The following is a 14,506-nucleotide window of genomic DNA, read 5'->3' on the forward strand; positions in this document are numbered from 1 at the left end:
CCCTTATTCAATCCCCCCCCTTGCATTGGAAGATGTGAGGGGGGTTTTGTTTGGGGGGGGTTTAAAGCAGAATAAGAATTATATCAATGACCAGTGGGAAACTAAAACACTTGCTGATTGGGCAAGTGTTTTGGTTTTTGGGGGGTAAAATAAATTTAATTATAGTTCCTGGTCTTCATGTAAACGAGCATTAAGCTCATCCAATACCAACGCCCAAACAGCATCTTTTTTCCACTCTTCTTGAATGAATGCTCTTTGTGAATCGCTCCAAAATGGCGCATTTTTTAGGTTGGTTTCTTCGTCTAGCTGGTTTTGTGCGATGAATTGCTCAATGGCTTCGTCGCTGCTCTCAAGACCTAACTGAGCAAACAGCTCATTCATCGTATATTCGATATCACCTAACATGGCTTTCTCCCTTTTGGCTGTGTTTGTCATTGATTTGATTGTAGCAACTTGTTGGTACTTGAGCAATGCAAGTGTGTATAGTTTATGTTTTTTTTGAGTTTTAATTGTCTAAAATAAAAAAATATCCAACCAAACATGGCTGGATATTTTGACTTATTCTCTAAAATTAAGAAAATAAATGATCGATGGCGGCACGCTCTTCTTCAAGTTCGTTCAGTGTGATGTTGATACGCTCTTGGCTGAAGTCATCAATTTCCAAACCTTGAACGATTTGGTATTCGCCATTTTCAGTAGTGACAGGGAAGCCAAACATAACACCTTCAGGGATGCCATACGAGCCATCAGATGGAATGCCCATGGTTACCCATTCGCCATTTGAGCCTAATGCCCAATCACGCATATGATCGATGGCTGCATTGGCGGCTGAAGCAGCTGATGACAGACCGCGTGCTTCGATAATTGCAGCGCCGCGCTTACCAACGGTAGGTAAGAATGTGTTAGCATTCCATTCTTGATCATTGATCATGTCTTTGACCGATGCGCCATCAATGGTAGCAAAACGATAATCAGCATACATGGTTGGGCTGTGGTTACCCCAGACAGTTAGCTTATTAATGTCTTTGACTGGCTTACCAGTTTTTTTGGCGACTTGGGTCAATGCACGGTTGTGGTCAAGACGTAGCATCGCAGTAAAGTTTTTGGCTGGTAAATCAGGCGCTGATTTCATAGCGATATAGGCGTTTGTGTTTGCAGGGTTGCCAACTACCAAAACTTTGACATCACGGCTGGCAACATCATTCAGAGCTTTACCTTGAACAGTAAAGATTTTAGCATTTTCTTGAAGTAAATCAGCACGCTCCATGCCTGGACCACGTGGACGCGCGCCAACCAATAGCGCATAATCAGCATCTTTAAAGGCGACGTTTGGATCATCGGTGCCGATTACATCAACCAAAAGTGGGAAAGCACAGTCATCAAGTTCCATGATAACGCCTTGTAGCGCTTGTTGTGCTTTTTCAACTGGAATTTCAAGCAGCTGTAAAATCACAGGCTGATCCTTGCCCAGCATTTCACCTGATGCAATACGGAATAGTAAGCTATAGCCAATTTGACCAGCGGCGCCAGTCACAGCAACACGTACAGGTTGTTTCATGAATAAAAATCCTTGTTTAAAGTATTAACAAATTTTAAAAATAGGTTGATTATACATTTTTAACAATAGCGTTATTGACAAAAATGTCAAATCGTTGTTAGTGTATCATTTTATAGATTTAAAGACAAACCTTTTTGATGGGCATAAGATGGCAAGTTTTGGATATGAATTCTTAAACATTCAGGCGTGGTAAGCAGGATATGGCTAAAAAGTCCAGTAGAGATACTGGACTTTTGATTTTCAAAATCATTAGCGGGGACTGACTGTGCCCATGCGCTGTGAGATCGGCGTGTACCGACCTAAAATGACACCATAAATTGTGGCATTTTCCATGACATGCTTGACATAGGCGCGCGTCTCAAAATACGGAATGGCTTCCACATACTGATCGGCGCTGATGGCGCTGTGCGTAGGCACCCATCGACGTGCAGCACCAGGACCGGCATTATAACCTGCCGTTGCGACAGCGATTTGTCCATCTGAACGGTTGGCTAAGTCACTTAAAAACCAAGTTCCATAGCGTATATTGGTATCAGGATTGCTCATGCTGCCTGTGGATTCGCCTAAGCTTCGCGCGATCTGAGCGGCGGTGCCGGGTATGATTTGCATCAAACCGCCTGCGCCTGCGCCTGACTGAGCAGATGGCTGAAAGCGGCTTTCTTGGCGCATGATGCCATATGCCCATGCAGGATCAATACCCACACTGCGGCTGTGTCTTAATGTGCTGTCTTGATAAGGGGTGGGATGTGATAGTGCGCCATTACGAACGCTATCGGTCGATTCGATCGCTTGGATGCTGCGGTGATAAAAGCCCAAATCATGCGCCTTTCGGGTGGCAGCAAGTAGCAAGGCGGTATTACCCAAATCTCGTGCTTTTTTGACCGCCCAGTTCCATTCTCGGTTGATGTGCTCAAGATTGGCATTGTTTTGCATGAGTAGTATCGCGCGCGCAAAATATTGATCAGCCATTACGCGGCTTTCATCTTGGGCGGTCAGTGGCGGCAAGGTATTTCCACCGATGTCAGTTAGGCTTAATCTTTGCCCAATACGATCTTTGGCAAGCAGCCCATAATAATCAATCCCTGTGGCAAGATTTTGATAAATTCGGCGCGCTTCTGCTTGCTTGCCTGTTTGTTCATAAGCTCTAGCTAGCCAATACTGCCAAATCCGCTCTTGCTGTTCAACCGCCGTCATCGCACCAATAGCTGTGATAACATCCGACCACTGACTAAAGTAAATCGCAGCTTGGGCATAGTCTTCTGCTTCTTCATAATTGAAAGGCTCGCCAAGACTATTTCTAAACCAATACACCGAATCCATGCTATAGCCATCATCGGTGTTCATATTCATGCGCTTGACGGCGATACTGCGCCATGCATATCGGCGCGCCATATCAGAGATGAGTTTTTGTGATCTGCGTTCATCTTGAGCGATGTCATAGTTGAGCTGCAAGGCGGCTTCAGAATATGAGCGATGCGCAAGCAAGCTGATGGCATACACATATAAATACTGATTGGCACTGCTGTAGTTTTCTTGAGAAAAACGCGTAAAAAATCCATTGGGATTGTTGCGAATCTCGCTAATGGTTTGGTAGCTTACGGGTGTATTAAGCTGCCCAAGCAGTGAGACGATATCGCCTGTTTTGTCCAAAGGCGCTTGGCGACTCGAAAGCTGACGCTTATCAATGCGCAGCATACGCACCAATTGTTCGTGCTTATCAACATTAGTGATGCGTGGATTATACGCCATTTCGGTTGCCAATTTATCACATAAAGATTGGCGGATTTGGGTATTTAGCCACACATTGGGTTTTTGATATAAAGCGCGCACAGAATCGCTGCTTTGATTGAATCCCAAAGCAATGGCGCAGGCTTCAGAATCATCAGGATTTTCGATGCTGTTGGCGACTGCTCGCACCGAAGCATAGTCACCTTGACGCGCCTTGACCTCGGCATAATCTGCGGCAAGCTTTTCGCTCATGACATTGCTTGGATATTGACGCACAAATTGATTGACCGCTTCGGGGGATTGACTGGATAAATTATAATTGAGCCGCCAATAGGTTGGGTACATGCCAAACAGTGTGCCTTGCATACTTTGTTCATATTGGCGCATCGCGTTGGGGCTGCTTTTTTGGCGTTCGGCATCAAAAAATTGATAGATGCTACCATCATTGGCATGACCTTGTGCATAGGCAGCTTGCGCAATACTGATTGCACCAAGTAGTGCTGTGATAGATAATTTATTTGCTTTTTTCATCATTGGATTGATTGAGTTAAATTTTTCTTATTCTACCAATCACTCATAAAAAAGTCCAAAATTATACAGTGTGCTCAACAAATTGGTACGAGTGTGTAGGGTTTTAGAGATGATTTGTTAAATAGTTGGCTTAGATAATCAAAGCTGAATATCCGATGACAACTCATGAAAAAAACCCGTTAAAACTTACGACAAACCCGCATTGAATTCATACTGATAAAATGACACTGACATCTTGGTGTGATATAATGGACAAATTTTTTATTTTGCAGACCCTTGGAGAAAACCATGACCGTTAGCACCTTTAATCCTAAATCCCAAAGTCAAGATAAAGCCTTAAATACGACCGATCGTCTGCACCACATTAGTGAGCCAAGTGCTGATTTGTCCACTTCAAAAAAAGTTTATATCGTCACCCAAGGCTGTCAGATGAATGAGTACGATAGCCAAAAGATGGGTGATGTGCTTGGTAGTAGTCATGGCATGGTGATGACGCAGGACATCAGTGAGGCGGACGTACTGATCATGAATACCTGCTCAATTCGTGAAAAAGCCCAAGAAAAAGTCTTTTCAGAGTTGGGTCGCTGGCGCAAATTAAAAGAAAAAAATCCAAATCTTATCATTGGTGTGGGCGGCTGTGTGGCATCGCAAGAGGGTGATAACATCCAAAAACGTGCGCCCTATGTGGATATGGTGTTCGGTCCACAGACGCTGCATCGCCTGCCTGAGCTGTATGAAAGCACAAAAAATCAAGCCAAAACCGACCTTGGTCAGATGCCCAAAAACCGTATCGGTGTGGTGGATGTGTCTTTTCCAAGTATCGAAAAATTTGACTTTTTGCCTGAGCCAAAAGTTGAAGGCTATACGGCATTTGTCTCTATCATGGAAGGCTGCTCAAAATATTGCTCGTTTTGTGTTGTGCCTTATACGCGCGGCGAAGAGCTGTCACGCCCTTTGGATGATGTTTTGGCAGAGATTGACAGCTTGGCTGAGCAAGGCGTGCGTGAGATTAATCTTTTGGGTCAAAATGTCAATGGCTATCGCGGCGAAAAAGATGATGGCGGTATTTGCCGATTCAGCGAACTTTTGCATTATGTCTCGCACATTGATGGCATCGAGCGTATTCGCTACACCACGAGCCATCCTTTGGAATTTACCGACGATATTATTGAGGCTTATAAGAGTATTGATAAATTGGTATCGCATCTGCATCTGCCCATCCAAAGCGGCTCAAACAATGTACTGGCAGCGATGAAACGCAATCACACTGTTGATGTGTACATCAATCAAATCGCCAAACTGCGCAAAATCCGCCCTGATTTGCATCTGTCTAGCGATTTTATTATTGGCTTTCCAGGCGAAACCGATGATGACTTTATGCAGACACTAAATCTGGCAAAAGATCTGGATTTTGATCATTCTTATAGCTTTATTTATTCTAAACGCCCTGGCACGCCAGCGTCTGATTTGCCTGATGATGTCAGCCTTGACACCAAAAAACAGCGCTTGGCTACTTTCCAAGAAGTCATCAAAGAATCCACTTTTGCCAAGACGCGTGCGATGGTCGGTCAGACATTGAGAGTATTGGTTGAGGAGCGAGCGAACCGCCGCAAGGGATATTTACATGGCACAGCGGATAATACGCGCTCGGTCATTTTTAAGGGTGGTGATGAGCTTTTGGGTAAATTTATCATGGTTCATATCACTCATGCCATCAGCATGCATTTGGTTGAGGGTGAAGTGGTTGAGGTGCTGGGCTAGTCTTGGCTCATGCAGACAGGCACGGAGTTGGATGTGAGAGTGAATAAGCTGCGTGCTTGGTTGGGCGGACAGCCTGATATCCCAATCATTGGCGTGCATTTTGGCGACGCGGCAGTGACAGCGGTCTGGCTGGATGAGCATGAGGGGCGCTATCATTGGCTGGGTTCGGCATGTGTTTTGTGCACCGATGCGGTCGTGTCTGGCGAAATTGTTGATAAATCAAAACTTGCCGAGGCGCTACTCCAAGTGATGCAAATGCTTGGGCTGAGCGAGGCGACTGCCATTACTTGCGTGCCTGATGAAGCAGTCATGCAGACAGTCATTGAGCTGCCAGCCGATTTATCAGATGATGACATCGAAGCGCACATTCTTATTGATGCTGAGCGCTACATCGGAAGAAATATTCAGGATGTTTATTTTGATTTTCAAGTGCTTGAGCGATCACAGACAGCAACTCAAATTATCCTGACAGTAGCGCACCAAAATAGTGTCCATGACCGCTGCGAAGTGCTTGCGATGGCAGGGATAGAGACATCAGCGGTTGATGTCTATACATCATGTTTGGTGCGCATGATGGCTAAAATGACAGATCAGGTCAGCGCTTTGGTGGAGATTACTGACCATGATATCAGCTGCCATATCACGCAAGGTGGTAAATTAGTCTATCAGCAAAATGAGCCGATACACACTTTCGCCAATCTCAGCGATCAGCCATCTCATGAGCGGTCAGAGGCTCATGAATTTTTCCAATTCGCTGATGATCTTAAGATAAGCAAAGATTCGTCCAATCAGTTGCCGTTAAAGGCGGCTTTGGATTTTGAAAATTTGGCAGATCGGTTGCCTGAAGTAAATTTATCAGCCCAAAATCACCTTCTGCAGCTCACTCAAGAAGACTTGCCCCAAAAAAAGACATTGGACACTCCCAAAAACGCTCAAACTGATAATTATCACATCCGTTTTGATGATTGGGTGGATGAAGTGGCGGCTGATAGGGAATCATTTGGCGCAGAGCTACCAAATGAGCCGCCTGCCAAGCCATCTGATCAGCCTGAATTGGCGATTGATCAGTTGACCCAAAAAATTGTCGCTCTCATCGAAGACTATCAAGCACAAACAGCTTTGCCGATTGAGCGGCTATACCTCAGCGGCATGACATTAGCAAAAGCATCCCAGCTGGCGCACGCTTTACAGGCGAAGCTTGATATTTCGTGCTTGCCCATGCATCCTAAATACGCCGTCGATCATCCCATTAAAGATGATGATATGCAGCTAGCTCCGATGCTGACGACGGCATTGGCGCTGGCTTTGACAAGGTCTCAAGGGGTGAATCTGCTGCCATGGCGTGAAGAGCGCCGCAGTCAAGCCGATGCCAAGTTTCGTCAAATGTTTGTGTCAGTGGTGGGGCTTGCTGTCTTAGGGGTGGTGCTGATATTTGGTGCTATTTATTATCAGCTGAATCAACAACAGGCGATCAATGATGAAATTAAATCACGCATCAGCACCCTAGATGATAAAATCCATCAAATGCAGCAGCTTAAAGAGCAGCTGGAGGATGCCCAAAAACACAGTGAGGCGCTCAATGCTCTGTCAGAAGATCGGCAAGTGGTGTATCGCTGGCAGCAACTATCAACCCTGATACCTGAAGGCGTGTATTTGGATGAGATGAAGCAGTCAGCAGATGTGCTTAGTCTGACAGGAAAGGCGGTATCTACTCAGGCGGTGTCTGCACTGGCGCATCGGCTTGAGCTATCTGGGCTATATACCGATGTGCTCGTGGTGTCCTTGCAGCAGTCAGGTCGGGCGATGAGCTTTACGCTCACCGCCACCCAGCTGCCGCTGGATGCCAAAGACATGATACAGCCCGTTGCCGAGATATCTATAAATCAAATCAAAAATGCTGATACGGGCGAGAATGGCTATGAATAATTTGACGCAGCAGCTACAAAGCTTTTGGCATGAGCTTAACCAAGTGAATCGCCATACCATCGCTCAAGCGCCCAAATACATACAACGGACGGTGCTTGGTTTGATTGTGATGATTATTGGCATTTTTGGTTGGTTAGTTGCTATTTTGCCAAGCATTCAAAAGCTTAGCGCAGCCCAAAGCCAAGAAACCGCCTTGATTGATGAATTTGCCACCAAATATCATGAAGCTCAGCAGTTTGATCATCTGAGCCATCAGGTCATGCAAAACAATGCCCAGCTTGAAAATCAGCTCAATGCTCTGCCGCGCACAGCACCGATGAGCGAGATTATCGGGATGATCAACACCAAAGCGCAAGCGGTCAATGTGAAAGTGGTGAGTGCGTCGGTTCAAGCGGGCAGCGAACAGGACTACTATACCGAGCGTCCCATCGCAGTGAGCGCAACGGGGGATTATCATGCTTTGGGTCGGTGGCTGCTTGGGTTGTCAGACTCTGGCTATTTGCTTACGGTGCATGATTATGATTTGCAAGCTGGCTTGGATCGTCAGCTGATGCTAATCGTTCAGATGAAAACTTATCAAGCCAATAAAAAACCAAAACCAGTCGCTCAGCAGGTGTCAGATGGTCAATAAGTATCGGTGGGGCATCTTGGGCGCATGGGCTTGGATCGGTCTTGGATGTGCTGATCATACCAGTCAAATTGTTGATGATAAGCTTGCGCATATTACCCAAGAAGAGCGCGTGGCGGTCAGTGCGCCAGTGCCAGTTTCTTTGCCTACGCCAATGACATATCAAGCAGGCAAAGATCCTTTTATCAACCCTTATCGAAGTTTGGGGGCTGATGATGATAATCCTGCCGATCGGGATAACGATGAGCCAAAGATGGAAGCCGCCAAACCGCCTATGATGGATGATGTACTGCTGCAGCCGCAGGATACTCATCAGCCGTCTGATACTTACACCAAACTCCCCAAAGGCGATCCGATAGCCATTGATACCAACCGCGTTCGAGAGCCCTTAGAAAGTTATGAGTTGTCAAGCCTGCGATATCATGGCAGCATCTCTGATGATGCTAGGCTTGTGGCGCTGATCATGAGTCCTGACGGCATGATTCATCGTGTGAGCGTTGGGCAATATCTTGGTAAACATCACGGAAAAGTCACCCACATTGACAGGCGCACGATACATCTGATCGAAGCGGTCGCTGACGCACAAGGTGGTCATTATCGCCGCGATGCCAGCATTCATTTTATTCATAAGTAACGACACATGTACACAAATTTTTTAAAACATGGCTTGATAGCCGCCTTGATATTTGGTGTAACTGACACAAAAGTGCTTGCTAACACTCAGGCTGATCACGATCATTTTACCCAAATGACAGAGCTGCATTATACAGGCAAGCCCATCAGCCTTGAGTTTGCTGACATTCCTGTGCGAGCGGTGTTTGATATTTTGGCAGGCTTTACTGGCATTAATATCATCACGGATGACAGCGTGACAGGCAGCATGACCATTCGCTTGACAAATATCCCTTGGGATCAAGCATTTGATGTGATTTTACAAACTCGCAATTTATCAGTGCTAAAGCATGGCAATGTGTGGCTCATCAGCTCAAAATCGATCCAATCCAATCAGCCTACGACAACCGAATATATCCGCCTACACTACGCGCTTGCCGATGACGTGGCGACGCTCATTATGGGCGAAAAAACCCAGCGCGGTAATGTCAATCGTACCAATCAACGTGAAGTCATTTATCCTGAAGTGCCGTTATCGCGTGTCTATGACACCCAAACAGATGACATCATTACCACCATTGAGCGTGGTACGCTGCTGTCTGAGCGTGGTACGGTGACGGTGGATAAGCGTACCAATACTTTGATCATCCAAGATGTGCCTGCAAGCGTCGCTAATATCAAGGCGCTGATTGAGCGCATTGATATCCCTGTTGAGCAGGTGATGATCGAAGCTAGGATTGTCTCTGCGAATGAAAATTTTGGCAAACAGCTTGGCGTCAGCTTTGGTGCGCGTGGTCAAATTGGCAAAGTGCATTATGGCGGCTCGCAGGCAAGCTTATGGACAATGCGCCAAGAAGGTGTGGCAGCAGGTTATCAAAAAAACCATTTGAATGTGGATTTGGGTGTGGATAACGCCATGGGGCGCATTGCTTTTGGGCTTTTAAATTTGCCTGATGTGATTTTGGACTTAGAATTATCTGCCATGCAAGCAGAAAATCAAGGTGAAGTCATCTCGACGCCAAAGGTCTTGACAGCCGATAAGCAAACCGCGCGTATCTCATCAGGACTACAAATTCCTTATCAAGAAACCACGCATTCAGGCGCAAGCACAACAAGATTCAAAGAAGCGTCTTTGATTTTGGAAGCCACGCCAAACATCACACCCGATGGTAAAATCGGTCTTAAGCTGAATATCAAAAATGGCAATCCAGTGGCAACACTTGGCAATATCGCCATCCAAGAAGACGCCATCGAAACCAATGTCATCGTCGAAGATGGGCAAACCGTCGTGCTCGGTGGCATCTATCGCACCAGCCAAAACGAAGGCGCAAATAAAGTCCCTGGACTGGGCGATGCGCCTGTGCTTGGGCGATTATTTCGACATGATTCTAAAGCACGCGAAAAGTCAGAGCTTTTGATTTTTATTACACCCAAACTGGTCAGATAGTTGGCATCATAATGACCACTCAGATGTATGACAGTTTTACCAAAGCAAGTAGCACCTGAGTGGTCAATACACAAAAATACTGGTAACAAATTGCCAAACATTGTATTATAAGATAATTTTCATTCATGTTATTGAGTCTTGTTGGCGCGTAAGCATCCATCATGGCGACGATGGCGATATTAATATTAATTGGAAAATCACAATGCTTGATGACGATTCGGCTTTCATTGAAGGGGTGATGGTCGAAAAAGCAGGTAACGCCTTATCCAAACAGCTGCCTGCGATTTTTTTGGTGGGACCTATGGGTGCAGGCAAGACAACGATAGGAAAGCTGCTTGCCAAACATTTGGGGCGTAATTTTATTGATTGCGATTGGTATATCGTTGATCAGACGGGTGCTGATATCCCATGGATTTTTGAAAAAGAAGGTGAAGAAGGCTTTCGGGATCGTGAAACGCGCGCGCTACAAGAGCTGACGGTATTGCCTAATATTGTCATGGCAACAGGTGGCGGAGCGGTTGGGCGCAGCGAAAATCGAGAATTGCTCAAAAAAGGCTTGGTGATTTATTTGGACGCCAGCGTCGATACGCAGCTGGCTCGCACCAAAAAAGACAAAAACCGACCACTGCTACAAGCACAAAATCCCCGAGCGGTGCTTGAATCTTTGTACCAAAAACGCCATCCGCTGTATCGTGAAGTGGCAGATATCGTCATGCCAACGGGTCGCGCATACCCTAAGCAAATGATCGGTGAGATTTTGGCAGTGCTTGAAAATTATGCTTTGGCTAATGCTTCTAACGAATTAAAGCTTGATCAACATACCAAGGAAAACCCATGACCCAAGAGCCGCTCATTGTCAAAACTCAAAGCCATGATTACCCCATTTTTATCCGAGCCAGTGATGATCAGATTGACTTGGTAAGCCAGATCATTCCATTTATCACCGCCAAGCAAGTACTCATTGTGACCAATGATGTGGTTGCACCTTTGTATTTATCACAGCTGCAAGAAAGTTTATTGTCTGCTGGATTTCATGTGGAAGTGTGCGTGCTGCCAGATGGTGAAGCGCACAAAACCCAAGACAGTATCAATGCAATCTATGATGCACTTCTTGGAGCGCATTTTGCGCGTGATTGCACCTTAATTGCGCTGGGCGGCGGTGTGATTGGTGATATGACGGGATTTGCAGCGGCAAGTTTTATGCGCGGTGTGAATTTTATCCAAGTGCCTACCACACTGCTTGCCCAAGTGGATTCAAGTGTCGGCGGCAAAACTGGCATCAATCATCCGCGTGGCAAAAATATGATCGGCGCATTTTGGCAGCCTAGCTGCGTTTTGGCGGATATGGCGACATTCCAAACCCTGCCTGAGCGAGAATTTGCAGCAGGTATGGCAGAGGTCATCAAATACGCACTGATCATGGATGCTGATTTTTTGACTTGGCTAGAAGACAATGCCGATCAAATCAATGCCAAAGACGGACAGCTGCTCGGTGAGATGGTCTATCGCTGCTGCGATTTTAAGGCTCAAATTGTCGCTGCTGATGAGCGCGAATCTGGTAAGCGCGCGCTGTTGAATTTTGGCCATACTTTTGGTCATGTCATCGAGGCGCACCAAGGCTATGGTTCATGGCTGCATGGAGAAGCAGTAGCAGCAGGTATGGTACAGGCTGCCCAAATGTCACACAAATTGGGTCTGATCAGTGCTGATGATGTGAAACGCATTGAAACTATAATTGAAAAATATCATCTGCCGACCAAGCCCCCAAAGATAGGCGTAGAACAGGCACTGGATCTGATGGGGCATGACAAAAAAGTCCAACAAGGTAAAATCCGCTTGGTGCTGCTGCGTAGCATTGGCGATGCGTTCGTGACAGCGGATTTTGAGCTGGCAGACTTAGAAGCGGTGCTGGCAGGACAGATGACCGCAAGTCCTTTAATTGATGAGTGAATGGGTAAGATTATGTCACAAACTCCCATGATGAGTGAAAAATATTTTCGTCGTCAGGCGCTTTATTGGCTGATTATGGCGGCTGTGATCGCGGTTTTGTGGTTGATTGTGTGGCTGACCAGCTCTGCACCAGCGATCATCAGAAAACAACAAGCCGATCAAACGGTATCTTCTGCTGATGCATTGCCGACCACAATCACAGCGCTCAATGAGCTGGATGCTGTGGTTAAGCCCATGGATAATTCGGTGCTTGTACGAGATTTGCGCAGCTATCCCCCTGAATTTAAAGATAAAATTTATTTTAATGGCATCAGTGGGCGCTACGCCATTCAGCTGATGGATGTCGCCGAAAATGAAGTCATTGTGGACTATCTCAACAGCCGAGAAGATCGTGAAGATTTCGCCTATTTTCGCTATACCGATGCTAATGATAGACAGCGCTATGTGCTCACTTATGGTAAATTTACCAGTCCGGCTGAGGCTGAAGCTGCCTTGCAAAGTGTGAACTTTCGATTGCCAGAATCCGTGGTGCCAAAGACTGCTAAAATTTCTGATTTTATTGCAGTGATGGATAGCTATGAATTGGGTCAGGATGTGGTGGATTTGGCAAGCTCTCAGCCTCGCCGAGTTCGCTTGCAAGCGACGCGTACTGAAATTCCAGTAAAGCCAGCCACGCCAGCGGATGAAGAATTGGCACGCCAAAGCCGTGAGCGCGCATTACAAACACAAATCTCTCAGCAGGTCGAACCGGTCAGACAGCCCACCGACTTGGATATCCAAAACGATATTAACCGCCTGTCTAATCAAAGATCGCAAGCAAACTCTGGTGATTTGCCGATGGCGCCTACCGCGCGACCACAGCCACCACAGCCGTCAGCCGATACAGCGCCTAAAAATGAGTCGCCCAGAGATGCTGCGCCAGCCCAAAGCCCTGTGGCAAATACAGAATCGCAATAACAGACAAACAAGGATGGCTTATGTCAAATGAATACGCAAAGCAGATTTTAAACGAACTTAAGGCGGGTAATGATCGCTACGTGGCAAATTTATCCAGCACCGAAAAAATTCCATTGCCGCCGCCGACTTTGGTCAAGGAACATAAGCCCAATGCGATTATTTTGGGATGTTCGGATGCGCGCGTACCTGTTGAGCTTGTCTTTGACCAAGGCCTTGGGGATTTGTTCGTGATTCGAGTGGCGGGCAATGTGGTTGCGCCAAGTCAAATTGGGTCGATTGAATTTGCTGCCGAAAAGTTTGGCACACGCCTAGTGGTCGTGCTTGGGCATTCTCACTGCGGCGCGGTGACCGCCTGTGTGGAGGCGCTGACTAATCCTGAACAATATTATTCACCAAATCTTCAATCGATCGTCGATCGCATTCGTCCAAGTGTGCTTAATTTACACGAAATTGCCACCGCATCGGGCGATGATGTGGATATGGATGAATTGATTGAGCGCTCTGTTCGCGCCAATGTCGGTATGTCAGTCAGTCAGCTTAAACATGGCTCACGCATTTTAGAAGACATGGTCAGACAGGGTGATTTGTTAATTGTCGGTGCTGAGTACGATGTCGCCACCGGTAAAGTACATTTTTTAGAAGATTGATTTAGCACAGTGATTTATCAACGAAGGGGAAAACGATGAGCATCCAACAACCAAAAAACGCACTGACTGCCCAAGGCGTCAAAGACATTCCAGTGCAGTCAGAAGGCTATATTTTTAATCATACCATGCTGCGTGTCAAAGACCCAGTTAAATCTTTGGAGTTTTATACAGGGGTGCTTGGTATGACGCTGCTTAAGCATCGCAGCTTTCCAGACAGTGAGTTTGATTTGTATTTTTTGGCACGCTTAACCGAAGATGAGCGCAATCATTTGCCGTCAGGTGATGAGCTAAAAGATTTTGTCTCACGCCAGCGCAGTATTTTGGAGCTGACGCATAATTATGGCACCGAGAATCAAGCTGATTTTAGCTATCATGATGGCAACAGTGAGCCGCGCGGGTTTGGGCACATTTGCTTTAGCGTACCAAGCTTGAGTGAAGCGGTGGCATGGTTTGATGCCAATGGCGTGGAATTTAAAAAGCGTCCCGAAGAAGGCACGATGAAAGACATCGCCTTTATCAAGGATCCAGACGGATATTGGATTGAGATTATCGAAATTAACAATAATCGATAATCAGACGAAAAAACGCTGGATTGTCCAGCGTTTTGAAAAGATGGTGTGCTTGGCGGGAATCGAACCCGCGACCTTCAGCTTCGGAGGCTGACACTCTATCCAACTGAGCTACAAGCACTGATGATTTAGGTGGCAAATTGTAGCAAGTTTTTGGGAAAAATGCCACTTAAGCCAGTAAAATAATGACAA

General features: G+C 46.2%; 13 protein-coding genes and 1 tRNA gene. 10 read left to right on the plus strand and 4 right to left on the minus strand.

Going from position 1 to position 14,506, the window contains the following annotated elements; all coding sequences use genetic code 11:
* Positions 1 to 159 precede the first annotated feature (159 nt).
* The 3 genes from B0180_RS02375 to B0180_RS02385 all read right to left on the minus strand — a co-directional run bounded on the left by B0180_RS02375 (position 160) and on the right by B0180_RS02385 (position 3,817).
* Positions 160 to 405, minus strand: a complete 246-nt coding sequence (locus tag B0180_RS02375) for a DUF2789 domain-containing protein (RefSeq protein ID WP_078255518.1) — start codon at positions 403 to 405, stop codon at positions 160 to 162.
* Positions 406 to 571: 166 nt separating this feature from the next.
* Positions 572 to 1,558, minus strand: coding sequence for a malate dehydrogenase (locus B0180_RS02380; RefSeq protein ID WP_078255519.1), 987 nt, complete (start codon positions 1,556 to 1,558; stop codon positions 572 to 574).
* Between the two features lie 249 nt (positions 1,559 to 1,807).
* On the minus strand, positions 1,808 to 3,817 hold the full coding sequence (locus B0180_RS02385) for a lytic transglycosylase domain-containing protein (protein WP_078255520.1): 2,010 nt from the start codon (positions 3,815 to 3,817) through the stop codon (positions 1,808 to 1,810).
* A 288-nt stretch (positions 3,818 to 4,105) separates the two neighbouring features.
* On the opposite strand from B0180_RS02385, the gene miaB reads away from it, so the two are divergent.
* The 10 genes from miaB to gloA all read left to right on the plus strand — a co-directional run bounded on the left by miaB (position 4,106) and on the right by gloA (position 14,317).
* Positions 4,106 to 5,578, plus strand: a complete 1,473-nt coding sequence (miaB, locus tag B0180_RS02390; protein ID WP_078255521.1) for a tRNA (N6-isopentenyl adenosine(37)-C2)-methylthiotransferase MiaB — start codon at positions 4,106 to 4,108, stop codon at positions 5,576 to 5,578.
* Between the two features lie 33 nt (positions 5,579 to 5,611).
* The gene (pilM, locus tag B0180_RS02395; RefSeq protein WP_078255742.1) at positions 5,612 to 7,504 is read left to right on the plus strand and encodes a pilus assembly protein PilM; all 1,893 of its coding nucleotides are present in this window, start codon (positions 5,612 to 5,614) and stop codon (positions 7,502 to 7,504) included.
* The gene (locus B0180_RS02400; protein ID WP_078255522.1) at positions 7,497 to 8,135 is read left to right on the plus strand and encodes a type IV pilus inner membrane component PilO; all 639 of its coding nucleotides are present in this window, start codon (positions 7,497 to 7,499) and stop codon (positions 8,133 to 8,135) included. Before pilM ends, B0180_RS02400 begins: the two co-directional genes overlap by 8 nt.
* On the plus strand, positions 8,125 to 8,766 hold the full coding sequence (locus B0180_RS02405) for a pilus assembly protein PilP (RefSeq protein WP_078255523.1): 642 nt from the start codon (positions 8,125 to 8,127) through the stop codon (positions 8,764 to 8,766). Before B0180_RS02400 ends, B0180_RS02405 begins: the two co-directional genes overlap by 11 nt.
* 6 nt (positions 8,767 to 8,772) lie before the next feature.
* The gene (locus tag B0180_RS02410) at positions 8,773 to 10,191 is read left to right on the plus strand and encodes a type IV pilus secretin PilQ (protein ID WP_078255524.1); all 1,419 of its coding nucleotides are present in this window, start codon (positions 8,773 to 8,775) and stop codon (positions 10,189 to 10,191) included.
* A gap of 238 nt (positions 10,192 to 10,429) precedes the next feature.
* Positions 10,430 to 11,029 (plus strand): shikimate kinase, encoded by a 600-nt coding sequence (locus tag B0180_RS02415; RefSeq protein WP_049237447.1) that lies wholly within the window; start codon positions 10,430 to 10,432, stop codon positions 11,027 to 11,029.
* Positions 11,026 to 12,141, plus strand: coding sequence for a 3-dehydroquinate synthase (gene aroB / locus B0180_RS02420; protein WP_078255526.1), 1,116 nt, complete (start codon positions 11,026 to 11,028; stop codon positions 12,139 to 12,141). Before B0180_RS02415 ends, aroB begins: the two co-directional genes overlap by 4 nt.
* A gap of 12 nt (positions 12,142 to 12,153) precedes the next feature.
* Entirely contained in the window at positions 12,154 to 13,098 is a 945-nt protein-coding gene (locus B0180_RS02425; RefSeq protein ID WP_078255743.1) for a hypothetical protein, read from the plus strand.
* Positions 13,099 to 13,118: 20 nt separating this feature from the next.
* Positions 13,119 to 13,745 carry a carbonic anhydrase gene (locus tag B0180_RS02430; protein ID WP_049237416.1) on the plus strand — a complete coding sequence of 209 codons (627 nt, stop codon included), beginning with the start codon at positions 13,119 to 13,121 and terminating at the stop codon, positions 13,743 to 13,745.
* A gap of 35 nt (positions 13,746 to 13,780) precedes the next feature.
* On the plus strand, positions 13,781 to 14,317 hold the full coding sequence (gene gloA / locus B0180_RS02435; RefSeq protein ID WP_049237417.1) for a lactoylglutathione lyase: 537 nt from the start codon (positions 13,781 to 13,783) through the stop codon (positions 14,315 to 14,317).
* A gap of 41 nt (positions 14,318 to 14,358) precedes the next feature.
* Here gloA and B0180_RS02440 read toward each other — a convergent pair.
* A tRNA-Arg gene (locus tag B0180_RS02440) sits at positions 14,359 to 14,435 on the minus strand.
* Positions 14,436 to 14,506 lie beyond the last annotated feature (71 nt).

The organism is Moraxella canis (genome assembly GCF_002014965.1).
GTDB classification, from domain to species: Bacteria; Pseudomonadota; Gammaproteobacteria; order Pseudomonadales; family Moraxellaceae; genus Moraxella; species Moraxella canis.

Excerpts from the sequence above, each read along its gene's own strand:
- B0180_RS02380 (WP_078255519.1), bottom strand. The coding sequence starts at position 1,558 with ATGAAACAACCTGTACGTGTTGCTGTGACTGGCGCCGCTGGTCAAATT.
- B0180_RS02410 (WP_078255524.1), top strand. The coding sequence starts at position 8,773 with ATGTACACAAATTTTTTAAAACATGGCTTGATAGCCGCCTTGATATTT.
- gloA (WP_049237417.1), top strand. The coding sequence starts at position 13,781 with ATGAGCATCCAACAACCAAAAAACGCACTGACTGCCCAAGGCGTCAAA.
- miaB (WP_078255521.1), top strand. The coding sequence starts at position 4,106 with ATGACCGTTAGCACCTTTAATCCTAAATCCCAAAGTCAAGATAAAGCC.
- B0180_RS02375 (WP_078255518.1), bottom strand. The coding sequence starts at position 405 with ATGTTAGGTGATATCGAATATACGATGAATGAGCTGTTTGCTCAGTTA.
- B0180_RS02385 (WP_078255520.1), bottom strand. The coding sequence starts at position 3,817 with ATGAAAAAAGCAAATAAATTATCTATCACAGCACTACTTGGTGCAATC.
- aroB (WP_078255526.1), top strand. The coding sequence starts at position 11,026 with ATGACCCAAGAGCCGCTCATTGTCAAAACTCAAAGCCATGATTACCCC.
- B0180_RS02425 (WP_078255743.1), top strand. The coding sequence starts at position 12,154 with ATGTCACAAACTCCCATGATGAGTGAAAAATATTTTCGTCGTCAGGCG.
- B0180_RS02415 (WP_049237447.1), top strand. The coding sequence starts at position 10,430 with ATGGTCGAAAAAGCAGGTAACGCCTTATCCAAACAGCTGCCTGCGATT.
- B0180_RS02430 (WP_049237416.1), top strand. The coding sequence starts at position 13,119 with ATGTCAAATGAATACGCAAAGCAGATTTTAAACGAACTTAAGGCGGGT.
- B0180_RS02405 (WP_078255523.1), top strand. The coding sequence starts at position 8,125 with ATGGTCAATAAGTATCGGTGGGGCATCTTGGGCGCATGGGCTTGGATC.
- B0180_RS02400 (WP_078255522.1), top strand. The coding sequence starts at position 7,497 with ATGAATAATTTGACGCAGCAGCTACAAAGCTTTTGGCATGAGCTTAAC.